At 70.6% G+C, this 23,680-nt stretch carries 24 protein-coding genes; 14 read left to right on the top strand and 10 right to left on the bottom strand.

Annotation, left to right across the window (positions count from 1 at the left end; genetic code table 11):
• A complete protein-coding gene (locus ACIBEJ_RS35415) occupies positions 1-1,629 on the bottom strand; it encodes an FAD-dependent oxidoreductase (RefSeq protein WP_397187263.1) in 1,629 nt (542 codons plus the stop codon).
• Positions 1,630-1,756: 127 nt separating this feature from the next.
• Here ACIBEJ_RS35415 and ACIBEJ_RS35410 point away from each other — a divergent pair, with 127 nt between their 5' ends.
• From ACIBEJ_RS35410 to ACIBEJ_RS35390, 5 genes are read left to right on the top strand one after another with little or no spacing between them, the layout of a single operon-like run.
• The gene (locus ACIBEJ_RS35410) at positions 1,757-3,334 is read left to right on the top strand and encodes an ABC transporter substrate-binding protein (RefSeq protein WP_397187262.1); all 1,578 of its coding nucleotides are present in this window, start codon (positions 1,757-1,759) and stop codon (positions 3,332-3,334) included.
• Between the two features lies 1 nt (position 3,335).
• Positions 3,336-4,280, top strand: coding sequence for an ABC transporter permease (locus tag ACIBEJ_RS35405; protein ID WP_397187261.1), 945 nt, complete (start codon positions 3,336-3,338; stop codon positions 4,278-4,280).
• Positions 4,281-4,285: 5 nt separating this feature from the next.
• Complete coding sequence (locus ACIBEJ_RS35400; protein ID WP_397187260.1) at positions 4,286-5,107, top strand: ABC transporter permease; 822 nt, start codon at positions 4,286-4,288, stop codon at positions 5,105-5,107.
• Complete coding sequence (locus ACIBEJ_RS35395) at positions 5,104-6,132, top strand: ABC transporter ATP-binding protein (RefSeq protein ID WP_397187259.1); 1,029 nt, start codon at positions 5,104-5,106, stop codon at positions 6,130-6,132. The genes ACIBEJ_RS35400 and ACIBEJ_RS35395 overlap by 4 nt, the downstream gene beginning before the upstream one ends.
• Positions 6,129-7,136, top strand: a complete 1,008-nt coding sequence (locus ACIBEJ_RS35390; protein ID WP_397187258.1) for an ABC transporter ATP-binding protein — start codon at positions 6,129-6,131, stop codon at positions 7,134-7,136. The genes ACIBEJ_RS35395 and ACIBEJ_RS35390 overlap by 4 nt, the downstream gene beginning before the upstream one ends.
• On the opposite strand, the gene ACIBEJ_RS35385 is transcribed toward ACIBEJ_RS35390, so the two are convergent.
• Genes ACIBEJ_RS35385 through ACIBEJ_RS35375 form a run of 3 tightly spaced genes read right to left on the bottom strand, consistent with a single transcriptional unit; the run spans position 7,081 to position 9,738 of the window.
• Positions 7,081-8,058, bottom strand: a complete 978-nt coding sequence (locus tag ACIBEJ_RS35385) for a PucR family transcriptional regulator (RefSeq protein WP_397187257.1) — start codon at positions 8,056-8,058, stop codon at positions 7,081-7,083. The two genes, ACIBEJ_RS35390 and ACIBEJ_RS35385, sit on opposite strands and share 56 nt — an antisense overlap.
• 7 nt (positions 8,059-8,065) lie before the next feature.
• Entirely contained in the window at positions 8,066-8,857 is a 792-nt protein-coding gene (locus ACIBEJ_RS35380; RefSeq protein ID WP_397187256.1) for an ABC transporter permease subunit, read from the bottom strand.
• Positions 8,854-9,738: an ABC transporter ATP-binding protein gene (locus tag ACIBEJ_RS35375; RefSeq protein WP_397187255.1), complete on the bottom strand. Its 885-nt coding sequence runs from the start codon at positions 9,736-9,738 to the stop codon at positions 8,854-8,856. The genes ACIBEJ_RS35380 and ACIBEJ_RS35375 overlap by 4 nt, the downstream gene beginning before the upstream one ends.
• Positions 9,739-9,838: 100 nt before the next feature.
• Here ACIBEJ_RS35375 and ACIBEJ_RS35370 point away from each other — a divergent pair, with 100 nt between their 5' ends.
• Positions 9,839-10,651: a patatin-like phospholipase family protein gene (locus tag ACIBEJ_RS35370; RefSeq protein WP_397187254.1), complete on the top strand. Its 813-nt coding sequence runs from the start codon at positions 9,839-9,841 to the stop codon at positions 10,649-10,651.
• A gap of 4 nt (positions 10,652-10,655) precedes the next feature.
• A complete protein-coding gene (locus tag ACIBEJ_RS35365) occupies positions 10,656-11,675 on the top strand; it encodes a 1-acyl-sn-glycerol-3-phosphate acyltransferase (RefSeq protein WP_397187253.1) in 1,020 nt (339 codons plus the stop codon).
• On the opposite strand, the gene ACIBEJ_RS35360 is transcribed toward ACIBEJ_RS35365, so the two are convergent.
• Positions 11,672-12,019 carry a chorismate mutase gene (locus tag ACIBEJ_RS35360; RefSeq protein WP_397187252.1) on the bottom strand — a complete coding sequence of 116 codons (348 nt, stop codon included), beginning with the start codon at positions 12,017-12,019 and terminating at the stop codon, positions 11,672-11,674. The genes ACIBEJ_RS35365 and ACIBEJ_RS35360 overlap by 4 nt on opposite strands.
• A 26-nt stretch (positions 12,020-12,045) precedes the next feature.
• On the opposite strand from ACIBEJ_RS35360, the gene ACIBEJ_RS35355 reads away from it, so the two are divergent.
• Entirely contained in the window at positions 12,046-12,924 is an 879-nt protein-coding gene (locus tag ACIBEJ_RS35355) for a DNA-3-methyladenine glycosylase family protein (protein WP_397187251.1), read from the top strand.
• A 146-nt stretch (positions 12,925-13,070) separates the two neighbouring features.
• On the opposite strand, the gene ACIBEJ_RS35350 is transcribed toward ACIBEJ_RS35355, so the two are convergent.
• Positions 13,071-14,576 (bottom strand): cobyric acid synthase, encoded by a 1,506-nt coding sequence (locus ACIBEJ_RS35350; protein WP_397187250.1) that lies wholly within the window; start codon positions 14,574-14,576, stop codon positions 13,071-13,073.
• Positions 14,577-14,688: 112 nt separating this feature from the next.
• On the opposite strand from ACIBEJ_RS35350, the gene ACIBEJ_RS35345 reads away from it, so the two are divergent.
• Positions 14,689-15,972: an MFS transporter gene (locus ACIBEJ_RS35345; protein ID WP_397187249.1), complete on the top strand. Its 1,284-nt coding sequence runs from the start codon at positions 14,689-14,691 to the stop codon at positions 15,970-15,972.
• Here the strand turns inward: ACIBEJ_RS35345 and ACIBEJ_RS35340 are convergent.
• Together ACIBEJ_RS35340 and ACIBEJ_RS35335 are read right to left on the bottom strand one after the other, a co-directional pair.
• A complete protein-coding gene (locus ACIBEJ_RS35340; RefSeq protein WP_397187248.1) occupies positions 15,902-16,873 on the bottom strand; it encodes a cobalamin biosynthesis protein in 972 nt (323 codons plus the stop codon). The two genes, ACIBEJ_RS35345 and ACIBEJ_RS35340, sit on opposite strands and share 71 nt — an antisense overlap.
• Positions 16,857-17,633 (bottom strand): phosphotransferase, encoded by a 777-nt coding sequence (locus ACIBEJ_RS35335; protein ID WP_397187247.1) that lies wholly within the window; start codon positions 17,631-17,633, stop codon positions 16,857-16,859. Before ACIBEJ_RS35335 ends, ACIBEJ_RS35340 begins: the two co-directional genes overlap by 17 nt.
• 92 nt (positions 17,634-17,725) lie before the next feature.
• On the opposite strand from ACIBEJ_RS35335, the gene ACIBEJ_RS35330 reads away from it, so the two are divergent.
• The gene (locus ACIBEJ_RS35330; RefSeq protein WP_397187246.1) at positions 17,726-18,460 is read left to right on the top strand and encodes a ZIP family metal transporter; all 735 of its coding nucleotides are present in this window, start codon (positions 17,726-17,728) and stop codon (positions 18,458-18,460) included.
• A gap of 483 nt (positions 18,461-18,943) precedes the next feature.
• Here ACIBEJ_RS35330 and ACIBEJ_RS35325 read toward each other — a convergent pair whose 3' ends face one another.
• The gene (locus tag ACIBEJ_RS35325) at positions 18,944-19,237 is read right to left on the bottom strand and encodes a GntR family transcriptional regulator (protein WP_397187245.1); all 294 of its coding nucleotides are present in this window, start codon (positions 19,235-19,237) and stop codon (positions 18,944-18,946) included.
• A gap of 181 nt (positions 19,238-19,418) precedes the next feature.
• Here ACIBEJ_RS35325 and ACIBEJ_RS35320 point away from each other — a divergent pair, with 181 nt between their 5' ends.
• Positions 19,419-20,018 carry a hypothetical protein gene (locus tag ACIBEJ_RS35320; RefSeq protein WP_397187244.1) on the top strand — a complete coding sequence of 200 codons (600 nt, stop codon included), beginning with the start codon at positions 19,419-19,421 and terminating at the stop codon, positions 20,016-20,018.
• Positions 20,019-20,092: 74 nt separating this feature from the next.
• Here the strand turns inward: ACIBEJ_RS35320 and ACIBEJ_RS35315 are convergent, their stop codons facing one another.
• Complete coding sequence (locus ACIBEJ_RS35315) at positions 20,093-20,863, bottom strand: GntR family transcriptional regulator (protein WP_397187243.1); 771 nt, start codon at positions 20,861-20,863, stop codon at positions 20,093-20,095.
• Between the two features lie 753 nt (positions 20,864-21,616).
• On the opposite strand from ACIBEJ_RS35315, the gene ACIBEJ_RS35310 reads away from it, so the two are divergent.
• The 3 genes from ACIBEJ_RS35310 to ACIBEJ_RS35300 all read left to right on the top strand — a co-directional run bounded on the left by ACIBEJ_RS35310 (position 21,617) and on the right by ACIBEJ_RS35300 (position 23,678).
• Entirely contained in the window at positions 21,617-21,982 is a 366-nt protein-coding gene (locus tag ACIBEJ_RS35310; RefSeq protein WP_397187242.1) for a hypothetical protein, read from the top strand.
• A gap of 173 nt (positions 21,983-22,155) precedes the next feature.
• Positions 22,156-23,424 (top strand): hypothetical protein, encoded by a 1,269-nt coding sequence (locus ACIBEJ_RS35305; protein ID WP_397187241.1) that lies wholly within the window; start codon positions 22,156-22,158, stop codon positions 23,422-23,424.
• Positions 23,425-23,438: 14 nt separating this feature from the next.
• The gene (locus ACIBEJ_RS35300) at positions 23,439-23,678 is read left to right on the top strand and encodes a hypothetical protein (protein WP_397187240.1); all 240 of its coding nucleotides are present in this window, start codon (positions 23,439-23,441) and stop codon (positions 23,676-23,678) included.
• Positions 23,679-23,680: the final 2 nt, after the last annotated feature.

The raw sequence follows: 23,680 nt of genomic DNA, 5'->3' as shown, positions 1-23,680 counted from the left end.
TCAGCTTAGCGACGCGGCGATGTGCTGGGCGGCGGCGTAGCCGGAGGTCATCGCCGGGCCCAGCGTCGCACCGGGACCCGGGTAGGTCTCGCCCATGACGGCGGCCGAGACGTTGCCCGCCGCGTACAGGCCGGTGATCGCCGAGCCGTCACCGCGCAGCACGCGGGCGTCCACGTCGGTGAGCACGCCGCCCTTGGTGCCGATGTCGCCGGGGACCAGCGGGATCGCGTAGTAGGGCCCCTTCTCGATCGGCAGCAGGTTCGGGTTGGGCAGGGTCGGGTCGCCGTAGTAGTGGTCGTAGGCGCTGTCGCCGCGGTGGAAGTCGGCGTCGGATCCGGCGCGGGCGAAGCCGTTGAAGCGGTCGACCGTGGCGCGCAGTTTGAGCGGGTCGAGTCCCATGCGGGCGCCGAGTTCCTCGACGGTCGCGGCCTTCTTGATGAAGCCGCTCCTGAGCCACGCGGCCCTGAACGGCTGCCCGGGGAAGTGGCCCAGCATGATGTGCCGGTTCTTGGTGCGCTGGTCGATGACCATCCAGGAGCGCACGGCGTCGCGCGCGTACATCGTGTCGACGAACAGGTGGTACGGCGCCGCCTCGTTGACGAAGCGCTCACCCCGCCCGTCCACGATGATCATCCCGGGCACGCCGCGGTCGGTGACCAGGAACGTCGGCGGCTCGCCCGGCGGCACCGCGGCCGGCATGCCCCAGACCCGGTCCATGAGGTCGAGTTCGGCGCCGAGCGCGAGGGAGGCGGCGATCGTATCGCCGGTCTGGGCCGGGGCGGCCGAGGTCCAGCGGGCGTCGGTGGGCAGCGGCAGGTACTTCTCCCGCAGCTCCTGGCTGTGCGAGAACCCACCCGCCGCCAGGACCACCCCACCCCGCGCCTCGATCGTCCTGCCGCCGGCGCGTACGCCGGTGACGCGTTCGCCGGAGACGACGAACTCCTCGAACGGCGTGTTCACCCAGATCTTGCCGCCCGCCTCGGCCAGCGACAGGCTCAGCCGGCCGACCAGCGCCTCGCCCAGCGCGGCGTGGCGGGCGCCGGTGAGCAGCGACCCGAGCGCGCGCAGCCCGATCCTGGCCGCCATCAGCTTGCCGCGCGTGGTCCGCGTCATCATGTTGACCTCGTGGAACTCCGCGGCCTTCATGACCATCCCGTAGGTGGGCAGCTCCGAGCGCCGCATGATCCGGCGCAGCGCGCCGAGCCGGCGCAGGTCGAACACGGGCGGCTCCACCGAGCGGCCCATCGCCTTGCCGCCGGCCAGTTCGGGGAAGTAGTCGGAGTAGCCTCGGGCGTGCTCGAAGCGGACGTGGCGGGTGCGCTCGTGCAGGAAGCGCACCATCTCCGGCCCCTTGTCCAGGTAGGCGGCCAGGCGTTGCGGGGAGACCCGGTCGCCGACGGTCGCCTTGAGGTAGGCCGCGGCCTCCTCCCTGCTGTCCTCCAGGCCGTCGAGGTAGAGGTTGCCGGGCACCCAGATGGCGCCGCCGGACAGCGCGCTCGATCCGCCGTACTTGCCGGTCTTCTCGATGACGACCGCGGTGAGCCCGCGCAGCCGCGCGGTCAGCGCCGCGGTGAGCCCCGCGGCGCCCGAGCCGACCACGACGACGTCGAAGCTGTGATCCCAGTCCACGCGCAACTCCCTCTGTCTCGTCACGAGACACTCATGTCTCAGTCACGATAACGCGTCCTTTAGCATGATTAGTCCGTCTTGACAGGCAGATGTCAGAGTGATCAACTCGTGGTCACGGGAGGCCCCCATGAGACCCGTGATCCCCATCGTGGCGGCCATGCTGACCGTCGCCGCCTGTTCCTCGATCCAGCCCGCCCAGCCACAGAGCCCGACCGGCGCCACCGGTCCCGTGCGCGCGGGCGGCACGCTCACGTTCGCGCTCAACGCCGACCCCGACCACCTGGACCCCACGCTCAGCCGCTCGCTCGTCAGCCGGCAGATCTTCCACGCGATGTGCGAGAAGCTCTACGACGTCGACGAGAACGTGCGGATCGTCCCCCAACTGGCCGCCGCCCTGCCGAGCATCAGCCCCGACGGCCGGACCTACACGATCCCGCTGCGCGCCGGCGTGAAGTTCGCCGACGGCACCCCGCTGGACGCCGAGGCGGTCAGGCGCAGCCTCGACCGGCACCTCACGCTGGAGACCTCCTCGCGCCGCAGCGAGCTCGGGCCGATCACGGCCGTGCGCGCCACCGACCCGCGGACCGTCACCATCACGCTCGAACGGCCCACCGCCCCGCTCACCGCGGCCCTGGCCGACCGGGCCGGCATGGTGATGTCGCCCAAGGCGCTCCAGGGCAACTTCGCCGCCGGCCCCGTCTGCGTCGGGCCGTTCAAGTTCGCCTCGCGGGTCCCGCAGAGCAGCATCGAGCTGGTCAAGGACCCCAACTACTACGACGCGGCCAAGGTGCGGCTGGACAAGCTCGTCTACCGGATCATCACCGACGGCAGCATCAGGGCGGCCAACCTGCGCTCGGGCGACGCCCAGGTGGCCGACACGATCTCGCCCGAGGACGTGCCGCAGCTCAGCGCCGACCCGAACCTGCGGGTCCTGCAGTCGGACTCGCTCGGCTACCAGTCGCTCACCGTCAACGTCGGCAACGCCGACGGGGTGGGCAAGCCGCCCAAGGCGCTCGCCACCCCGATCGCCAAGGACCCCAGGATCAGGATCGCGCTGGAGCACGCCATCGACCGTGACGCCCTGGTCAGGACGGTCTTCCGCGGGCTCTACCGGACGGCGTGCTCGCCCGTCTCGCCCAACTCCCCCTACACGAGCGAGCGGGCCCAGCGGTGCCGGGCGCACGATCCGGCCAAGGCGCGGCAACTGCTCCAGGAGGCGGGGGCGGCGGTGCCGTACAAGATCAAGATTTCCGTGACGAACACGCCGCTGAACCTGCGCCTGGCCCAGACGCTCCAGGCCATGGTGAAGGAGGGCGGGTTCGAGATGGAGATCCAGGCGGCCGAGTTCGCCTCGCTGCTCGACCTTCAGGACGCCGGCGACTACGAGACGCTGCAGATCGGCTGGTCGGGTCGGGTGGACGCGGACGCCAACATCACGCCGTTCGTGCGCACCCAGGCGGCGCAGAACGTCTCCGGCTACAGCGACGAGCAGGTCGACGCGCTGCTGGACAAGGCGCGCGAACAGCTCCAACCGGCCGAGCGCGCCCGCACCTACGCGCAGGTGATCGAGCTGCTCCAGCGCGACAACCCGCTCATCTACCTCTACCGGCAGCGCAACATCACCGGCGTCAGCGCCCGCCTTTCCGGCGTGCAGGGGTTCGCGGACGGGCTGGTCCGCGTGGCCTTCGCCGGCTTCGTGTCCTGACATGCGGCGCTACCTGCTCCGGCGGCTGGCCGAGTCGGCGGTGACGTTCCTGCTGGCGACTGTGGTGGTGTTCGCGGGCGTGCGGGCGCTGCCCGGCGACCCGGCACGCGCGCTGGCCGGCGAGGACGCCACGCCCGAACTGCTCGCCGCCATCCGCGAGCAGTACGGCCTGGACCAGCCGCTGCTCGTCCAGTACACCCGCTACGTCACCACCAGCCTCACCGGCGACCTGGGCACGAGCCTGCGCACCGGCCTGCCGGTGCGCGACATGCTGGCCCAGGCGCTGCCGGTCACGGTGGAGCTGGCCCTGCTCTCGCTCGCGATCGCGGTCCTCATCGGCGTGCTCGCGGGCGTCGTCGCCGCGGTACGGCGCGGCCGCCCCGCCGAGTGGATCGCCAACGGCTTCGCCCTGCTCGGCCTGTCGATCCCGAACTTCTGGCTGGGCCTGATGGGCATCCTGTGGCTGTCGGTGGCGCTGGGCCTGTTCCCCGCCTCCGGCTACGTCCCGTTCCTCACCGACCCGCTGGGCAACCTGCACCGCATGGTCATGCCCGCGGTGGTGCTCGGCACCGGCCTGGCCGCGGTGATCATGCGGCAGACCAGGGCGTCGATGCTGGAGGCGCTGTCGGCCGACTACGTGCGCACCGCGCGGGCGAAGGGCCTGGCCGAGCGCCAGGTGATCGGCGTGCACGCGCTGCGCAACAGCCTGATCGTGGTGGTCACGATCGCCGGGCTGCAACTGGGCGTGCTGATCTCGGGCGCGGTGGTCACCGAGCGGATCTTCGCGATCCCGGGCTTCGGCAAGCTGACGGTGGACGCGGTCTTCCAGCGCGACTACCCGATCATCCAGGGCGTGGTGCTGGTGACCGCGACGGCGTACATCGTCATCAACCTTCTCGTGGACCTGCTCTACTCGGTCATCGACCCGCGGATCAGGGTCGCATGAGGGCCGTGCGCAGGCTGCTGCGCAACCCGCTGACCGTCGGCGGGCTGCTGGTCCTGGTGATCGGCGTCGGGGCCGCGCTGCTGGCGCCGTGGCTCGCGCCGCACGCCTTCGACCGCGCCGACTTCGGCGGGCTGTTCCGCCCGCCCGGCTCGCCCGGCCACGCCCTCGGCACCGACGACCTGGGCCGCGACATCCTCTCCCGCATCATGTACGGCTTGCGCGCCTCCCTCCAGGTGGGCGTGCTGTCCGTGCTGCTGGCCGTGGGCATCGGCGTCCCCCTCGGCCTCGTAGCCGGATATTTCAGGACCTTCGATGGCCTGGTCTCCCGCCTGACCGACCTGGTCCTGGCCTTCCCCTTCCTCATCCTGGCCGTCGGCTTCGCCGCGATCCGCGGCCCGTCGCTCACCAACGCGGCCCTGGCCATCGGCATCACCCAGATCCCCGGCATGATCAGGGTCACCCGCTCGGAGACCCTGCGGATCAAGGCGCTGGACTACGTGGACGCCGCCGTGGCGGCCGGCGCCCGCGACGGCTGGATCGTCACCCGGCACGTCTTCCCGAACGCCGTCTCCGCGGTCATCGTCCAGGCCACCGTGGCCGTCCCGATCGCGATCATCGGCGAGTCGGTGCTCTCCTTCCTCGGCCTGGGCGTGCAGCCGCCGGTGCCGAGCCTCGGCACCATGCTCTCCGACGCCCAGTCCTACAGCTCGACCGCGCCCTGGACCGCCGTCGTGCCCGGCGTCACGATCCTGCTGATCGCCTTCGCGTTCAACCTGGTCGGCGACGGGCTGCGCGACGCCCTCGACCCGAAGGAGAGCCGCCGATGATCGAGGTCGCCGACCTGTCGGTGGGCTTCCGCACCGAGGAGGGCCGGGTCCGGGCCGTGGACGGCGTCTCCTTCGAGGTACGGCCCGGCGAGGTGCTCGCGGTGGTCGGCGAGTCCGGCTGCGGCAAGAGCGTCACCGCGATGGCGCTGACCGGCCTGCTGCCGCCGAGCGCGAGCGTGACGGGCTCGGTGCGCTTCGAGGGCACGGAACTGGTCGGCGCCCCCGCCCGCCTGCTGCGCTCGCTGCGCGGCAGGGACATCGCCTACGTCTTCCAGGAGCCCGCCACCTCGCTCAACCCGGTCTTCACCGTCGGCAGGCAGGTCGCCGAGGCGGTCCGCGCCCACGCCCCCTGCACCAGGAAGGCGGCCCTGGACCGGGCGGCCGAGCTCCTCGACCTGGTCGGCGTCCCGCGCCCGCGCGAACGCCTGGGCCACTACCCCCACCAACTGTCCGGCGGCCTGCGCCAGCGCGTGATGATCGCCATGGCCGTGGCCTGCGGGCCCCGGCTGATCGTGGCCGACGAGCCGACCACCGCCCTCGACGTCACCATCCAGGCGGCCATCCTCGACCTGCTGCGCGACCTGCGCTCCAGGCTCGGCACCGCGGTCCTGCTCATCACCCACGACCTGGGTGTGGTGGCCGACTCCGCCGACCGCGTCGTGGTCATGTACGCCGGCCGCGTCGCCGAGTCGGGCACCGCCCGCGCCATCTTCACCCGCCCCCTGCACCCCTACACCAGGGGCCTCATGGGCGCGGTGCCCGCGGGCGCGGGCCGGCGGCTGACCGAGATCCCCGGCATGGTGCCGGTGCTGGCCGACTCCCCCGATGTGTGCACGTTCGCCAACCGGTGCCCGCTGGCCGTCCCCGGCTGCCTGGCGGGCCGCCCGCCACTCCGGAGCGAAGGCAGCGACACCAGTCACAGCAGTGATGACAGTCACGCCAGTCATGGCAGTCACACCAGCCACACCAGCCACACCAGCCACGGCAGCCGCCATGAAGTTGCCTGCATAAGGGCCGAAATATGAGTGCGTTGTGTGAAGTAGAGGATCTGGTGCTGCACTTCGGCCGGGTTCGCGCGGTCGATGGGGTGAGCCTGCGCGTCGAACGCGGGCAGGTGGTCGCGCTCGTCGGCGAGAGCGGCTCGGGCAAGTCCACCGTGGGCCGCTGCGTCGTACGCCTCCTGCAGCCCGGCTCCGGCCGGATCCTGCTCGGCGGCGTGGACGTCACCACCCTCAACCGGCGGCGCCTGCGCCCCCACCGCCACAGGGTGTCGATCATCTTCCAGGACCCTGCGGGCTCGCTCGACCCCAGGTTCCGGGTCGGCGACATCGTCGCGGAACCCCTGCGCGTCGGCAGCGAGCGGGTGCCGGGACGGCAGCGGGCCGCACGGGTCCACGAGATGCTGGAGAAGGTCGGCCTGCCCGCCCGCATCGCCGCCCGCTTCCCGCACGAGCTGTCCGGCGGCCAGCGCCAGCGCGTCGGCATCGCCCGCGCCCTGGTCTCGGGGCCGGATCTGCTCATCGCCGACGAGCCCACCAGCGCGCTGGACGTCTCGGTGCAGGCCGCGGTGCTCAACCTGCTCGCCGACCTGCAGCGCGACCTGGGCTTCGGCTGCCTGTTCATCACCCACGACCTGTCGGCCGTGGACTACCTGGCCGACACCGTGGCCGTCATGTACCTGGGGCGGATCGTCGAGACCGGCCGGGTGCTCGCCGCGCCGCGCCACCCCTACACCCAGGCGCTGCTATCGGCCTCGCCCTGGCCCGATCCCGACGCGCAGCGTGCCAGGACCCGGATCGTGCTCTCCGGCGAGCTGCCCTCGCCCGCCGATCCGCCGCCCGGGTGCCGCTTCCACACCCGGTGCCCGGTGGCCGAGGCGCGCTGCCGTACCGAGGAGCCGGTGTTGCGGCGGGTCGAGGGCGGGACGGTGGCCTGCCACCTGGTCGGCGCGGACGGGTCGGGGCCGCGGCTGATCACTGCGGCGGCCAGCCCAGCAGGCGCGCCCCCAGCACCGCCGTCTCCAGCGTGAAGCGCTGCGTCGGCTCGTCCGGCGAGAAGCCCGTCAGGCGGCGGATGCGCTCCAGGCGGTAGGTGACGGTCCTGGTGCTGACGCCGAGCCGGCGCGCGGCCGCGGCCTGGTTGCCGTGCGCGGCGAAGACGGCGGCCAGCGTCTCCAGCAGCGGCTCGTGCCCGCCGCGCGCGCCCAGAAGGGGTCGCAGCACGCTGTCGACCAGGTCCTCGATCGCGGCGCGGTCGCGCAGGAGCACCGGGAAGACCAGCAGGTCGGCGGCCTTGACCACCGGGGCGGACAGGCCGAGCCTGGCGGCCAGCTCCAGCGCCCGCTCGGCCTCCCTGAAGGAGGTGACGACGCCGCCGGGACCGCGGTGCGCGCGCCCGACCGCCACCCGCCAGCCGGGCGCGAACCTGGCCCGCACGTGATGGGTGAACTCCCCCACCGCCGCGGGCAGCGTCGCCGGCGCCACGCAGACGAGCAGCGACTCGCGGGTGGCCACCAGGATGTTGTGCGAGCCGAACCTGGCGACCAGGTCGCGCTCGATGCGGTCCTGGTCGCCGTCCTTCATGCCGCCGGCCACCGACACCACGTACGACTCGGCCAGGCGCAGCCCGAAGTGCTCGGCTCGCTCGGCCAGGCGCTCGGCGCGGCCTTGGAGCAGGTCGTCCACGAACTCCCTGCGGGCCAGTTCCTCGCTGCGCAGCGCCGCGTGCTGGGCCGCCTCGTAGCCGTCGATCAGGGCTCCCACCAGGCGGCGCAGGGCGGGCACCGCCGTACCGTCGGCCGCGGCGAGGGCGTCGTCGACCAGCACACGCAGCGGGACGCCGCGCACGGCGGCGCTCTCGCCGATCGCGCGGCACTCCTCCACCGCCGCGCGGCCCGGCAGCCGCCCCGTGGCGGCGTGCTCGGCCACGAGGCGCCGCAGCGGCTCGTCCATCTGCCCGTCAGACCCCCACGTCGCGCCGGTCGAAGGCGAGGACCGCGGTGAGCGCCAGCACGACCGCCGCCCCCGCCAGCACAACGTAGTCCCACACCGGCAGCCCCTGGTAGACCGGCCGGCCCTCGGCGTAGTAGTGGAACGGCGAGACCCACTTGAGCCAGGAGATCGCCTCGACGTTCCTGCCGACGGTCACGACCATGTAGCCGGCCACCGCCCAGACGCCGACCGCGGCCATGGCCGGGGCCTTGCGGCCGGTCACCGCGCCGACGGTCACCGTGACCGTGCCGAAGAACACCGCCAGCAGGAGGACGCCGGTGTGGGCGGCCAGGATGCGGTCCACGCCGACGCCGAGGTCGATCGACTGGGCGACCGCCACGAGGACCGCGAAGGTGATCACGGCGATCACGAGCAGCGCGGCGACCATCGCGGCGTAGCGCTCCAGCAGCAGCCGCCTGCGGTCGACGGGCAGCGTGATCGTCAGCTCCAGCGTGCCGGACTCCTCGGGCTGGGCGACGGCCCGGTTGCCGAGGATCATCGCGCACACGATGAACATGATCGGGACCAGCAACTGGTAGACGACGGTCTGCAGGTAGCCGGAGGCGCTGGCGATGTCCTCCATGCCGCCCATGATGTCGCGCAGCGCGCCGGGCGACTTGGCCAGCGCCTGTCTGCTCAGGGTGTCGGGGTCCTCGCGCAGGCTGGCGTAGATACTGACGTACATGGTCAGGAACAGGCTGATGCCGACCGACCAGCCGAGCAGTGACCTGCGGTACTCGCGCAACGCCCTGGCGATCATGATGCCTCGCTGTAGTAGGTCAGGAAGATCTCTTCGAGGTCGGGCTCCGAGCTGACGAGGTGCACGACGGTGAAGCGCGCGGCCGCCTTGATCAGCGCGTCCGGGCGGCCGTCGATGGTGCAGGCCAGCGCCGCGCCGCGGACGGTCAGCTCGCGCACCCCCGGCAGCCCCTCGAACGCCTCGGGCGGCACGGGCGCGTCGAAGTGCAGCTCCACGCGGCGCACCGCCTTCTCCCGCAGCGCTGCCACGTCCTCCACCGCGACCAGGCGGCCCTCGCGCACGATGCCGACCCGGTCGGAGACCTGCTCCACCTCGGCCAGCACGTGCGAGGACATGAGCACGGTCCGGCCCGACAGACGAACCTCGCGCACCATCGACAGGAACTCCCGCTGCAGCAGCGGGTCGAGCCCGCTCGTCGGCTCGTCCAGGATCAGGAACTCCGGCTCGTGCATGAACGCCTGGATCAGCCCGACCTTCTGCTTGTTGCCCTTGGAGAGCTTGCGCATCGGCACCGACAGGTCCGCGTCGAGCCGTTCGGCCAGCTCGGCGATCCGCGCGGGCGGCACGCCGCCGCGGACGCGGCCGAGGAAGCGCAGGTAGTCGCGGGCCTTCTCGCGGCCCTCCAGGACCAGTTCGCCGGGCAGGTAGCCGACCCTCGCGCGGACGGCGGGCTCGCGGGAGCCGTGCCCGAGGATCCTGACCGTGCCCCTGGTCGGCCGGATCACGTCGAGGAGCAGGCGGATCGTCGTCGTCTTCCCTGCTCCGTTGGGCCCCAGGTAGCCGAAGACCTCGCCGGGGCGGATCTCCAGCGTCAGGTCCTCCAGCCCCCTGCGCCCTCGGTAGTACTTCGTCAGCCCTTCGGCCTCGACCACTGCTGTCATGCCCGGGATGTTCCTCCGCCGCGTGGCCCGGCGTCATCGCCCGACTCCGGCAGCCGGGGCGACTGCTTGGTTTCCGCCTTCCGGCAATAATGTGGCGTTCGTGGAGACGGCATTCGTGCTCGGCGGCGGTGGGCTGCTCGGCGCTCACGAGGTGGGCATGCTCAGGGCGCTCGACGAGGCGGGCGTGCGGCCCGACGTGGTGCTCGGCACCTCGATCGGCGCGCTCAACGGCGCGGTCTTGGCCGCCGACCCCGACCGTGCGGTCAAACGGCTGACCACGATGTGGTCCTCCGACGTGGTCCGTACGGCTTTCGCCGGCTCATGGGTCTCCCGGCTGTCCACCCTGGCCAAAACCGGCACCCACCTGCATCCGGCCGGCCCGCTGCGGCGCATGCTCGCGGGCACGCTCGGGGTGGAGCGGATCGAGGACCTCGCGGTGCCGTTCCAGTGTGTGGCGGCCTCGGTGGAGCGGGCGGCGGCGCACTGGTTCACCGGCGGGCCGCTGGTGGACGCGGTGCTCGCCTCGTGCGCGGTGCCCGGGCTGCTGCCGCCGGTGGACGTGGGGGGCGAGCACTTCTTCGACGGGGGGCTGGTGCACAGCATTCCGGTCGGGCGGGCCGTACATCTGGGGGCCCGGCGGGTTTTCGTGCTGCACGTCGGGCGGATCGAGCGCCCGCTCAGCGCGCCGACGCGGCCGTGGGAGGTGGGGATGGTGGCTTTCGAGATCGCGCGCCGGCACCGGTTCGCGGAGGAGATGGCGAACCTGCCGCCCGGTGTGGAGGTGCACGTGATGCCGGCGGGGGCGCCGGAGCCGGTTTCGCCGCTGCGCTATCGGGACGTTTCGCTTATTTCGGCTTATGTCGAACGAGCTTATGAGGCTTCTTCCCGATATTTGGCTTCAAGGGGAGGATAAAGGGGTGCCCCCACGCATCCTGCGGCGTCTCATCCTCGCTCCCCTGGTCATCGTGCTGACCGTGGTGGTGGTCGTCACGCTGCCGTTCTGGCTGCTCGTGGTCACGGTGGCCTCGCTGCGCCTGCCGCCGCCGCAGCGGCGCGGGGTGCGGATCATCTGGTTCGGGGCGGCGTGGCTGGTGCTGGAATGCGGCGCGCTGCTGGCCTGCTTCGCGCTGTGGGTGGCCGCCGGCTTCGGCGGGCGGCTGCGCAGGGACGAGTTCCAGACGCGCCACTACTCGCTGATCAAATGGTTCCTCTCCCGCGTGTACGGCACCGCCGAACGCGTCTTCCGCCTGACCGTCACCATCGCCGAACCCCCGCTGACCGAGCAGGAACAGGCCGCCAGGCTGACCCGCCCGGTCATCGTGCTCGCCCGCCACGCGGGCCCCGGCGACAGCTTCCTGCTCGTCTACCACCTGCTGGCCCTGTACCGGCGCAAACCGCGCATCGTCATGAAGGCGGCCCTGCAGTACGACCCCTCGCTGGACGTTTTGGTCAACCGCCTGCCCAACGCCTTCGTCCCGCGCCGGGTGACCGAGAGCGGCATCCTGGAGGAGATCACCCGCCTGTCCGCGACGATGGAGGACCACGACGCCCTCGTCATCTTCCCGGAAGGCGGCAACTTCACCCCGCGCCGGCGGCGCCTGGCCATCCGCCGCCTGGAGGAGAAGGGCCTGGCGGCCGAGGCCGAGCGGGCGCGTAACCTCGACCACCTGCTGCCGCCGCGCCCCGGCGGGGCCATCGCCGCGATCGAGGCGTGCCCGTCGGCCGACGTCGTCTTCGTCGCCCACACCGGCCTCGACGACCTCGTCACCGTCGGCGACGTCTGGCGCCGCCTGCCGCTGGAGGCGAGGATCACCGCCCAGTGGTGGCGGGTTCCGGCCGCGCAGATCCCGCGTGAGCGTGAGGACCGCATCCGCTGGCTCTACGACCAGTGGGAGACCATCGACGACTGGATCGCCGCCCAGAAGGTGCCGGGCTAGGACTGACGGGCCCGGCTGTTGGCGATCAGCTCGTGATGGCGCACGACTTCGGCGATGATGAAATTGAGAAAGTGCTCCGCGAATACCGGGTCGAGTTTCGATTGCTCCGCAAGGTTGCGCAGGCGCGTAATCTGCCGCCGCTCGCGCTCCGGATCGGCGGGCGGCAGGCTGTATTCCGCCTTCAGTTTCCCGACTTCCTGCGTGCATTTGAACCGCTCCGCGAGCAGGTGCACCAGGGCGGCGTCCAGATTGTCGATACTGTCACGGAGCCGCTGCAGCTCCTTTTGCACGAATTCCCGGTCACCGTCCATCAACAATTCCTCTTCCCGCTCGTGAAATCCCAATTCAGGGAGCTTACTACCATGTCCGTATGAGCACGCACGGCTTCACCCTCACCGCCGAGGGCCCCTTCGACTTCGCCGAGACGCTCCGCTTCGTCGAGGACTGGCCCGCCACCAGCACGCTCCCGCCCACCGACGGCCTGGCGCTGCGCTTCGCCTACTGCGCGGAGACCGACTGGCGGCCCATCGGCGTGCGCGTGAGCGCGGCGCCCGGCGGCGTGCATGTGGAGACCAGCCGCCCGGCCGGGCCGTCCGTCCGCGCCGAGATCGCCCGCATCCTGTCCCTCGACGTCGACGGCACCGGCTTCGCCGCGCTGGCCGCCGCCGACCCGGTGCTCGGCGACGTGCTGCGGCTGCGCCCGGGACTGCGGCCGGTGTGCTTCTGGAGCCCGTGGGAGGCCGCGTGCTGGGCGGTGATCGTGCAGCGCTCCTCGATGCACATCGCCGCCCGCATCAAGCAGCGCATCGCCGAGCGGTACGGCGCGGCCGTCGAGGTCGACGGCCACCCCAGCGTGGCCTTCCCGCCCCCGATCTCCCTGGTGGAGGCGGACGGGCTCGGCCTGCCCGCGCGCAAGGAGGAGTGGATCCGCGACCTGGCCAGGGCGGCGCTGGACGGCGTGCTCACCACCGAGCACCTGCGCGGCCTGCCCCCGTCCGATGCCCTGGCCGAACTGCGCGCGCTGCCCGGGGTGGGGCCGTTCACCGCCGGGCTCATCCTGATCCGCGGCGCGGGCGCGCCCGACGCCTTCCCCGGGGACGAGCCCCGGCTGTTCGCGATCCTGCGCGAGGCCTACGGGTTGCCGGAGGACGCCCCGCCCGCCGCCTACCGGAAGATCGCCGACTCGTGGCGGCCGTTCCGCTCGTGGGCCTCCTTCCACTTCCGCGCCGCCGGATATCAGGTGCGCTAGGCATCGGCGGACTCGTACGCCGGCCTTCACCCAGGCCCATGGCCTGCGCGAACGCCCCGGCATGGCGCAGGCGCCGGCCATCGCGGGGCTCCCCCTGGACGGCCGTCACCACCGGGGCGAGGACGACGCCTGGAACATCGCCGCCCTCATCCTCCACCTGGCGTCCCGGTTCCCCCCGGCGGAAGGAGCGGAACCTCACCAGGGCCGTGCTCAATGAGCCGCATCATCGCGCCGACGTCCAGATGCCGTTCGACCAGGTCGCCGAGGGCGTCCAGGCGCTCCTCGCGCAGCGCGGCGAAGCTCACGTCCGGGGCCGGGACGAAGGCCCGGCCCGCGCGCCCCGCCACGTCGGCGAGGAAGGCGCGGCGGAAGCCGTCGTTCTCCAGCGCGCCGTGCCAGGTGGTGCCCCACACGTCGCCGACGCGACAGCCGTCCAGGAACGGCTCGCCGCCCTCGACGGCGGCCACGCCGTGGTGGATCTCGTAGGCGGACACCGGCTGCCCGTACGCCTGGCCGGTGGGCCTGGCCAGCGTCTTCTCCGCCCGAAACGTGACGGTCACGGGCAGCAGCCCGAGGCCGGGGACGTGCCCCGCGCCGGACTCCACGCCGTCGTGGATGTCGCGGGCGAGCATCTGGAAGCCGCCGCAGATGCCCAGCACCGGCCCCTTCCTCTCCTGTACGGCCCGCGCCAGCCCGCTCTCCCGTAGCCAGGCGAGGTCGGAGACCGTGGCACGGGAGCCGGGCAGCACCACGAGGTCGGCGTCGTCCAGTTCGGCGGGATCGGTGACGAACCGGACGACCACCCCGGGCTCGGCCGCCAGGGCGTCCAGGTCGGTGAAGTTGGAGATCCTGGGCAGCCTGACCACCGCCACGCGCAGGGTCTGCCCGCCGTACGGCCGGCGGGTGACGACGCGGCGGTTGTCCAGGGCCAGGGAGTCCTCGACGTCGAGCCAGAGCCCGTCGAGCCAGGGCAGCACCCCGTAGACGGGCCGTCCGGTCAGGGTGTGGAGGGTGTCGAGTCCGGGTTGCAGGAGTTCGACGGCTCCGCGGAACTTGTTGACGATAAATCCGGAAATATGGGCTTGGTCGGCGGCGTCCAGCAGCGCCACCGTCCCGTAGAAGGCGGCGAACACCCCGCCCCGGTCGATGTCGCCCACCACCACGACCGGCAGCCCCGCCGCCCTGGCCAGACCCATGTTCGCGATGTCGCCGGCGCGCAGGTTGATCTCGGCCGGGCTGCCCGCCCCCTCACAGATCACCACGTCGTGGGCGGCGCGCAGCCGTTCCAGCGACTCCAGGGCCTTCTCCCGCAGCATGTCCTTGAGCGCCCCGTACTCCAGCGCATCCACGTCCGTCAGCGGGCGGCCCATGAGGACCACCTGGCTGCGGCGGTCGCTGCCCGGTTTGAGGAGGATGGGGTTCATGTCCGCGACCGGTTCCAGCCGCGCGGCCCTCGCCTGGACCTCCTGCGCCCGCCCGATCTCCGCGCCACCGGCGGTGACGAAGGAGTTGAGCGACATGTTCTGCGCCTTGAACGGCGCCACCTTCACACCCTGGCGGACCAGCCACCGGCAGATGCCCGCGGTCACCACGCTCTTGCCCGCGTCCGACGTCGTCCCCGCGACCAGCAACGCCCCTTTCACGGCGGACATTTTTTCACACGTGCCCCATTTACAGCGCACCGAGCTTCTAGAACAATCTCCTAGAACGTCGCTCTAAGAGAGGTGCCGCATGGTCGGGACGTTCGGATCACCACGCACCGGTGTGATCAACGCACAGGACCGCGCGCCGTACGGCTGGACGCCTCTGGTCGTCCTGTTCATCGTCGGCCTGGTCGACCGCATCGAGTACAACCTGCTGGCGGGCGTCCTCCCCCTGGTCCAGGCGGAATGGGGCTTCTCCGACACCGCCGCGGGCTCGATCCCCACGGCCGCCGCCCTCGCCGCCGCCGTCGTGGCCCTGCCCGCCGGGTACTTCGCCGACCGTTACAACCGCACCCGCATCCTCGCCGTCGTCGTCTTCTGCTGGGCCATCGCGACCCTCGGCTCCGGCCTCGCGACCGGATTCGCCATGTTCTACCTGATGCGCGTCTTCCTGGCAGCCGCGGAGAACATCGACAACCCCGCCGCCGGCAGCCTGCTCGCCGACTGGTATCCCCCGCTCTCGCGCGCCAAGGCGTACGGGCTCACGCGCGTCACCACCTACCTCGGCGGCATCGGCACCCTGCTCGGCGGCGTGCTCGGCCAGGCCATGGGCTGGCGCAACGCCTTCCTCGTCATGGTCGTCCCCGGCGTGCTCACCGCGATCCTGTGCTGGATGCTGCGCGAGCCCAAACGCGGCGAACTCGACCGGCTGGTGGCAGGCGGCACCGCCCCGGCCGAGCCGGTGAAGGCGCCGAAGCAGCCGTTCTGGCCGCAGTTCCGCCTCGTGCTGCGCAACCCGACGCTGATGTTCGTCTGCGTCGGCCTGGCCCTGCTCACCCTCGGCCTGGCCGGGATCTTCTTCTGGCTGCCCACGCTGATGGTGCGCGCCTTCGCCGCCACGCCCGCCACCGCGGGCTCCTACAGCGGACTGATCACGGTCGCCGGCACGCTCATCGGCACCCTGGTCGGCTCGTGGCTCGGCCGCAAGTGGCACGGCACCGTCAAGGGCGGCCGGCTCCTGGCCGGCGGCGGCGGGATCACCATCGGCGCCGCCGTGCTCGCCGCCGCCCTGTCCATGGACTCCCTGCTCGCCATGGCCGCGCTCACCCTGCTGTCGTGCTCGCTCATGTCGATCGCCATCCCGAACATGACCGCCTGCCTCGCCGACGTGGTCGGAGCGGGCTCGCGCGGGCTCGGCTTCGCCGTCCTCCAGGTGTTCACGACGGCGGGCGGCGCGTTCGGCTCGCTGATCGTCGGCATCTTCTCCGACCGGCTGGGCTCGCTGGTCGGCGGCATGTACGTGCTGATCGTCCCCATGGTCCTCGGCGGGCTGATCACGCTGGGCGCGCGGGGCTCCTTCGAGCGGGACGCCAAGAAGGTCCTCGACGAGGCCAGGGACGCATAGCCGCCAGCACCGCCAGCGCGGCGGCCGTCAGGCTCACCGCCCTGGTCAGCCGTACCGCGCGCCTGATGTCACCGGTCTCGGGCGCGCGGCCGTCGCCCATGGTGGGGCGGTGTTCGGTCCGCCCGCCGTACACGTTGGTCCCGCCGAGCGTCAGGCCGAGCGCGCCGGCGAAGGCCGCCTCGCACCGTCCCGCGTTCGGGCTCGGGTGCCGATGCCCGTCCTTCCTCAGTACGGCCAGCGCCCCCGCCTGATCCGGCCCCACCGCCACCGTGATCAGCCCGGTCACCCGCGCCGGGACGTAGTTGGCCACGTCGTCCAGCCGCGCCGCCGCCCAGCCGAACCGCTCGTACCTGGGCGAACGATGCCCGATCATGGCGTCCAGCGTGTTGATCGCCCGGTAGGCCAGCAGACCCGGGATCCCCGCCACCGCACCCCAGAACAACGGCGCCACCACCGCGTCCGAGGTGTTCTCCGCCAGCGACTCCACCGTCGCCCTGGCCAGTTCCGGCTCCTCCAGCTCCGACGGGTCGCGCCCGCACAGGTGCGGCAGGCGGCGCCTGGCCCGCTCCACGTCCTTGGCCTCCAGCGCGCCGGCCATGTGGGCGCCCTCGCGGGCCAGCGTCGTACCGCCGAGCACCGCCCAGGTCGCCGCGGCGGTGAGCGCGGTCCGGGCCGCGGGATGGCGTACCCGTTCGGCCAGGACGCCGACGCCGGCCGCCGCGCCCACGCACAGGGCGACGTGGGCCACGCCGTTCGGGCGGGCGTCGCCGTACAGGCGCTTCTCCAGGGCGGCGGCGGCCCGGCCGAACAACGCGACCGGGTGCCCGCGGCGCGGGTCCGCGAACACGGCGTCAAGCGCGACACCGAGCGCGATACCTGCGGATCTAGACCAGATGTGCATGGAGTTCATCTTCGTGCACATCCAGCCAGGCGGCCGCCCGGCGGATGCGCTCCCCCGCTCCGTCCTGCCACATCGCCGCCCAGGCGCCACCCTGCTCCGCCCGTGCCCGCATCACGTCGTAGCTGCGGTGGAAGCGGAGCCTGGCCAGGTCGAGCAGGCGGCGCCGGTCTCGGGGCGGCAGGCCGTACGCGTCGCAGAACAGGCGCAGCCGCGCGCCCACGTCAGCGCCGCGCAGGAGCGGATGGCGGTCGACGGGATCGGCGATGGGCGCCCAGTGGCGCAGCGTCGTGACCACGTCGAACAGCCGCGTGGTGGGCCTGGCCTGGTCGAAGTCGATCAGCGCGACAGCCTGTCCCCGATGAAAAACCGTGTTCTCCGGCCGTAAGTCACAGTGTCCGATGACCTCAGGGTCCTTGTCATCATTCGACCCCTCAGCCCACCCCTGAGCCGAGAACCCCTCGGTCGCGTCGTGAAACGCCCGCAGCAGCACCGCGAGACTCCGCAGCCCCTCCCCCGAGGCGTTGTGCACGGTAAGCCCGCAACTGCCGGGAATATAGGTGATGACCTCACGATCGAACTCGTCGAACCCCACCACCCGAGGCGCCCCCGCGAACCCCGCGGCGGCCAGATGCCGCAAAAGGGCGTGCACGGCGGGCGTGGACGGGCTTTTCGGCCGGCGAACCGTGTCCCCGACCCGCACGACCCCGTCCGTCACGTCCCCGCCCCGCAGGGGTGTCTCATGCAGGAGCGTCGCGACCATGCAACGGCATCTTAGACCCCTTTAGACCGATCCCGCCTGGCTTTTTGTGTCGGACCACCGCCCCGGCGCCGCCTGCCCATAACGTGGCCCGTATGCCGATCCTGCTGTCCTTGGCGGCGTTCCTGATGACGCTCCTGGGCGGTCTGGTCGCACACCGCGTCCGCGAACGCCGCAACCTCGTCCTGGGCGCCGCCGCCGGCGTCATGCTCGGCGTGGTGGCCTTCGACCTGCTCCCAGAGGCGTTGTCCTTGGACACCGTGACCCTGAACGGCGTCCCGCTGCCCATGCTCACCTTCGCCGCCGGCTTCCTGGGCGTCCACGTGGTGGAACGCGCCGTGGCCATGCACGACACCCACGAAGGCGACTACGCCGCCCACCGCCACAGCCACGCCGGCATGGGCCTGACAGCAGCCGGCGCCCTGGTCGTCCATAGCTTCCTGGACGGAGCCGCGATAGGCGCGGCCTTCCAGACCGACACCACCCTCGCGGTGGCCGTGGCCATAGGCGTCATCGCGCACGACTTCACCGACGGCTTCAACACCTACACCCTCACCACCCTGTACGGCAACGCCCGCCGCCGCGCCGTCACCCTCCTCATCCTGGACGCCGCCGCCCCGATCGCCGGTGCCACCCTGACCACGCTGCTGCCCATCCCCAAGGTGGTGCTGGGCGCGTACCTCGGCCTGTTCGCCGGCTTCCTCCTCTACCTAGCCACCTCCGACATCCTCCCCGAAGCCCACACCCCCCGCCGGGCAACGGGCCTGACCCTGGCGGCTACGCTGGCGGGCACGCTGTTCATGTGGGCGGTGATCGGACTGACCGAGTGACACGGGCAAAATCGTGTGCGTGACAACTCGCCGGATCATGCACAATAAGGCGGGAGCGCCCTTAGCTCAGCTGGATAGAGCATCGGACTTCTAATCCTCACGGCGTCTCTATGTATGCCGACCTGCGTAGATGCAGATCGGCACTTCTATGTGTGCATCGAATCCGATGCTGTTGATTTCCGCAGGTTAAGGGCCGAGGGCTCGCAGGGCTTTAGCTTCACGGACTACATCGCCTAGGATTCCGGTCCATACCAAAAAGCACACCGACTGCGCACACCCCAGTGACACCACGCGAGTGGTCGGCTACGATCCGAGATCAATGCTCGGGCGAGGGCGTGGGGATCTATCGCCGCACCGACCCGGGCGTAACCCGTTCCCGAGGGGCGCAGCGCTCGGGTCGGTGCGGTCCCGCAAGGGAGGCGGGGATCCCGGCGCTGATATCACCGGGATCCCCAGTCCTTGGGGACACACGCAGTGTGATGCCTACTCCCCTTGCGTGTCCGCCACATCTCTAGAGCGATCACTGTCCTCCTGTGGCCAGTTCGCCGCAGGACTCACGTATGAGCCTCTCGCCTGAATCGTGTAGATCCAGCCTTCTTCCCTGAGGACCTTGATCGCATCGCGGGCGGTCTCCCGCGCTACGCCATGAATCTGGACCAGCCGCGACTCCGACGGGATCGCGTCGAGTGGTTCCAGCTCGCCAGCGCGGATCTGATCGCGGATGATCCGTGCTATCTGCAAGTACTTCGGGGTCGGGTCATGGTGGTCCACGATCATGATCAGAAACGTAGTGGACGTGCTAGACGACCCAGACTTTGGCTACGTCCTCAACGTGGTAGACGTGGTAGACGTGGTAGACAGGCCGATGCCCAGTCGGTCTGTAACGGTCCATGGGTGATCCGTACAGCACTCTCGCGCGCCTGACCTCGTCAGACACAACAGACCTGTGGAGTCACACATGCGCCGACGCTTATGCGCTCTCCTGGTGATGGTCGGAGCGCTCCTCATCGCTCCCCCAGCACACGCCGCCACGGCAACGAAGTTCTCCGGCAGCGGCGACGACCTCATCAAGATCAGGGCCACGACAGCGCGCAGCATTGTCAAGCTCACCCACGCGGGAGAAGCGAACTTCATCGTGTGGTCGCTCACCCCGTCAGGAAAGAAGATCGAGCTGGTGGCCAACACCATCGGCGACTACACCGGTACGACTCTGCTCAACCCGAACTCCACCAAGCTCGGCGCGATCGAGATCAAGGCAGACGGCGACTGGACGGCCGAGGTCCTGCCGGTCTCCTACGCGGCCACCTGGAAGTCCGCCACGATCCGTCTCGCCGGCGACAAGGTGCTGAAGTTGAAGACACCGAGCCGCGGCTTGCGCAGCGTGCGGTACGCGCACTCAGGCGACGGCAACTTCATCGTGTGGGCCTACCCGATGTCGGGGTCTCCGGACCTGCTCGTCAACAAGATCGGGCGAGCGTCAGGGCGGGTCGTTCTCCCCGCGGGCACGAAGTATGTCACCGTGAAGGCGAACGGCTCCTGGTACCTCGTGCGGAGGTGACCTCGATCGGCAAGATCGGCGGCGCAGTTCCCGTGAGGGGGCGCGGCAAGGCTGCGTCGCCGCTCACATGAGCACTACTCGCGAGGGCGAACCTTCTCGCCATAAATGAGCACGTACTTCTCAGCAGCCACAACGATGTCGGCCGTTTCGACCGGCCGGCCCGCGGCGAAATAAGTCCGCTGATTCGTGATCATGATGCTGCCTGGTGGGACACGGAGTTCCTTGCATTCCTGGGCCGTGCCTAGGCGGGCACCGACTGCTTCAGTGCAGCCGTCGATCTGGATCCCGATCGACATCATCCGGTCCACCACGCCGACGTGCGGGCCATCCTCAGGCAACACGACCGGCGTGCCCCTTGTGAGCTCCAGCGGCTCCCAACTCGTCGACAACTCAGACGGCTCACCATCTGTGGTGAATACGTAGCCAGTCCGCACGACGTCTTCGAGCTTGCCGGCTTCTCCAAGTTCGAGCCGCTCTCGAATGTCTGGAGGAGCGACCACAGTCCGCGACACGTAGGTCCAGGCGGCACGGTGGCCCTGTCGCTCCATGTCAGCACGAAACGGTGACCCCTGCGAGTCCAGCCGCAGATTGAACATCCGGATCAGCGGACGCGGCTTCGGTCGGCCACGTACGTACGTGCCGCTCCCAGGCCGCGGTTCTACGAGACCCTCGGCTTCTAGGGCACGGATCACTCTGCGGCCTACGCCGTCCGAGACTCCGTAGGTGGACACCATCTCCGGAATGGACGGCACGCGATCCCCCGGCTTCAACTCGCCAGCCGCAATTTTGGTGCGCAACTCGTCAGCAATGCGCTGGTACAGGGGTCGCTCGTCGTGATCCGTCACGGGACTAGCTTGACGGGCTTGGTATCTAGTTGCAAGCTTGGTTCCTAGAAGCCGAGCTAGTAACCAAGCCTAGGCGGTTCCCCTTGTATGAACAATCACTGCCTCCCGCCAGCGACAGCCCTGCCGTAGCTGCCGCCTGGGCCCGCGGCATCGCCTTGCACGACCGCCCCTCGCTTGCCGACGCTGCCGAACAGGCAGCCCTCCACCTGGTCGGTCAGGCACTTCCGCGCACTCCCGCAGATGCCCAGATCCTCGCCAGAGTTGAGATCACGGAGGACGGGCTATGCATCGAGGTGCGCCATCCGGGGCGCAACGGGCCCAAGACTGGCATCGACATCGCTGAGGTGAGTGCGATCACCACGTCCCTCGGCAGCCAGGACGGACCCGACGGGCACGTTGCTTGGGCTGAGCTACGGGTGGCGGCCGAGTGATGAGTGAGAACCTTCCGCCCGGCTCCTTGCGCGCCTTCGTTAGTTCTCCGCTACCGCCATGAGACCCGTCTGGCTTGCGTGATCGCTGCGGACGCGCCAGCCAGACGGCACCACCTCCCGGCAACCGCCTGCCGGGACCCGAGGCGGCCCCGCCCCCACCCACGCCCGTGGCGGGGCCGCCACCCTCCCCCGCAGCACCACCTGATCTCCCGGTCCTATCGGTCACAGGGACCGGGAACGTGGGCGGCTCTGTCCGTGGCCTCTGGAGGGGTGAGTCACCTCAGAGCCGCCCACACCACACCCGGAACGCAGAGGACTTCTGATGGACACCAAGATTCACTGGCACTGCTACCGATCGGCCGAGGGAGACGCGCCCGACATGGAGGCCCACGAGTGGCTTCGCCAGCCTGCCGGCCGCATTCGCAAGACGTTCTACATCCACAACGAGGTACGCCTCTGGATGCTCGACGCGTACGCCGAGCACGCCCCCGAGATCTTGCGCCCCGCGAGCGTGAGCGACGGAGCCGCCCGCGGACGGGCCCTGGAGTCTCTCAAGAACGGCCAGCACGTGGTGTGGCTCGAATTCCGCCAGGGGCTGCCTCCCCTCGTGATCGCCGCGATCTGCTGCCCGGATGAGCGCGGCCTCCCGTGCCCGCTCGACCGCGAGGAACAGCCCCAAACCTCCTAAGCGTGGCCTCACCCCCTCCGGGTGGGTGTGAGGTCACAGCCCGGCGCGGCGTTCGTCCTTCCTCGCGCCGCGCCGGGCCTACAAGTCCATGAACGCAGAAGACCCCACCGGCGTTGGAGCGCCGGCGGGGTCCTCCTACAACCGGCCGCCCCTTCCAAGGAGGAGAGCCGATCGTGATTGAACCTATGACGGGATCACCGGACATGCCAGCCGATCCCGGAAAGCCGACACGCCGATTGTGGCGCTCACGCGAAGAACGAGCCGAAGCAAGGGCCGCCGCCCGTACTCGCGCCGCCGAGCTGGCGGTCGACGAACAGCGGGCCATCGACCAGCGCGAGATGGAACGGCTCGAAGCGCAGCGCGAACACGACAAGGTCCGCCAGGAGCTTCAAGCGCGGCACACGGCTCAGGTCAGTCAGGCCCGGTTAGCCCGCCGTTCTCGCATCAAGACCTTCTCGCGCCGCGTGTCTCTGGGTGTGGTCCTGGCCGGCGCCAACGGCGGCGTCAACGCTGCCGCGGTGCTCGGCCAGGTGCTGGCCTTGACTCTCGGGCTCGGCTGGACGTGGCAGGCCGCCCTGCCCGTCGCCCTGGTGGTGGAGAGCGTCGCGGTCAACGTCGGCTACTTCGCTCACGACAAGCTCATCAAGGGCTACAGCGCGATCTGGCTGCGCCTGCTGTCCTACGGGATCGGCGGCGCGGTCGGCGTGTTCAACTACACCCACAACGCGGCGATCAAGGCAACCGCGGACTTCGCGCTCGTGTTCGGCGGCGCCTCGCTGCTGTCGCCGGTGTTGTGGCAGATCTACTCCCAGTGGAGGCACTGGGAGACGCTGCGCGAGCAGGATCTACTGGAGCCGCGGGCGCCTTCGTTCGGGCTGCGCTGGCTGGTGTGGTTCGGCGAGACGCTGTTCATCTGGCGGCGAGCCGTCCGGTACGGCGTCACCGACCGGGCTGACGCGGACGCGCGGTTCCGGCCCGAGTATGAGGCCAGGAAGCGCACTTCGCCGGTCACTTCGGATGACGAGACTCCGGCCGCCGAAGTGACCGGCGAGCGTCAGCCCGAAGACCGTGACGAGCCCTCGCCGGGGGACGCTGACGCGGACACTCCGCCGGACACTTCGAGTGATCACGACGATGAGCAGGACGCCAGCCGCGAAAGGCCCGACGACCAGGACAATCGCGTCGCCGAAGTCTGGATCCGCCGTCAGATGCGCGAAGGAAAGTTGCCGACGCAACAGCAGACCGCCGACAAGTTCGGATTCAGCAAAGGCTGGGCCCGTCTGCGAGTCCAGGCAGCGCGCGACTTCATGACCGGCCGCGGCTACCGCGTACTGCCGGGCAACATCGTCCAACCGCCCGACACCACGGTCACCGCGAACGGGTCACGAAGTGACCACGACGAAGACCGCGACGAGATCGCGGCCGGCTCTCCCGCCAACTGATGTTGGAGCGTCCGATGAAGAACAGATTCCTGCGCTGGCTGTGCGATGACCCGGCAGTCGAGCCGTTCGCTGACCGGGTGAAGTTTGCGGCGCAGCGCCGGGCTGCTGAGCGGCTCGCCGACCGCAACCCTGCCGCGCGCCGCGAACTGATCGAACTCGCCGAGCGCGCCGAGCGGACCTGGGTCCACGACGAGCAAGGCTCGGCCCGCTACCTCGCCGCTGAGCGGGACATCCTCGACAGGTACCGGAGATGACC

The sequence above is a fragment of the Nonomuraea sp. NPDC050790 genome, assembly GCF_044456745.1.
Taxonomy (GTDB): Bacteria; Actinomycetota; Actinomycetes; order Streptosporangiales; family Streptosporangiaceae; genus Nonomuraea.
This window is presented reverse-complemented; position numbering and strand designations above follow the sequence as displayed.

Bases quoted from the DNA above. Each gene is read 5' to 3' on its own strand.
- ACIBEJ_RS35300 (WP_397187240.1), top strand. From the start codon at position 23,439: ATGAAGAACAGATTCCTGCGCTGGCTGTGCGATGACCCGGCAGTCGAG.
- ACIBEJ_RS35340 (WP_397187248.1), bottom strand. From the start codon at position 16,873: ATGCACATCTGGTCTAGATCCGCAGGTATCGCGCTCGGTGTCGCGCTT.
- ACIBEJ_RS35335 (WP_397187247.1), bottom strand. From the start codon at position 17,633: ATGGTCGCGACGCTCCTGCATGAGACACCCCTGCGGGGCGGGGACGTG.
- ACIBEJ_RS35325 (WP_397187245.1), bottom strand. From the start codon at position 19,237: ATGATCGTGGACCACCATGACCCGACCCCGAAGTACTTGCAGATAGCA.
- ACIBEJ_RS35390 (WP_397187258.1), top strand. From the start codon at position 6,129: ATGAGTGCGTTGTGTGAAGTAGAGGATCTGGTGCTGCACTTCGGCCGG.
- ACIBEJ_RS35410 (WP_397187262.1), top strand. From the start codon at position 1,757: ATGAGACCCGTGATCCCCATCGTGGCGGCCATGCTGACCGTCGCCGCC.
- ACIBEJ_RS35330 (WP_397187246.1), top strand. From the start codon at position 17,726: ATGCCGATCCTGCTGTCCTTGGCGGCGTTCCTGATGACGCTCCTGGGC.
- ACIBEJ_RS35385 (WP_397187257.1), bottom strand. From the start codon at position 8,058: ATGGACGAGCCGCTGCGGCGCCTCGTGGCCGAGCACGCCGCCACGGGG.
- ACIBEJ_RS35405 (WP_397187261.1), top strand. From the start codon at position 3,336: ATGCGGCGCTACCTGCTCCGGCGGCTGGCCGAGTCGGCGGTGACGTTC.
- ACIBEJ_RS35320 (WP_397187244.1), top strand. From the start codon at position 19,419: ATGCGCCGACGCTTATGCGCTCTCCTGGTGATGGTCGGAGCGCTCCTC.
- ACIBEJ_RS35350 (WP_397187250.1), bottom strand. From the start codon at position 14,576: ATGTCCGCCGTGAAAGGGGCGTTGCTGGTCGCGGGGACGACGTCGGAC.
- ACIBEJ_RS35375 (WP_397187255.1), bottom strand. From the start codon at position 9,738: ATGACAGCAGTGGTCGAGGCCGAAGGGCTGACGAAGTACTACCGAGGG.
- ACIBEJ_RS35380 (WP_397187256.1), bottom strand. From the start codon at position 8,857: ATGATCGCCAGGGCGTTGCGCGAGTACCGCAGGTCACTGCTCGGCTGG.
- ACIBEJ_RS35355 (WP_397187251.1), top strand. From the start codon at position 12,046: ATGAGCACGCACGGCTTCACCCTCACCGCCGAGGGCCCCTTCGACTTC.
- ACIBEJ_RS35310 (WP_397187242.1), top strand. From the start codon at position 21,617: ATGGACACCAAGATTCACTGGCACTGCTACCGATCGGCCGAGGGAGAC.
- ACIBEJ_RS35395 (WP_397187259.1), top strand. From the start codon at position 5,104: ATGATCGAGGTCGCCGACCTGTCGGTGGGCTTCCGCACCGAGGAGGGC.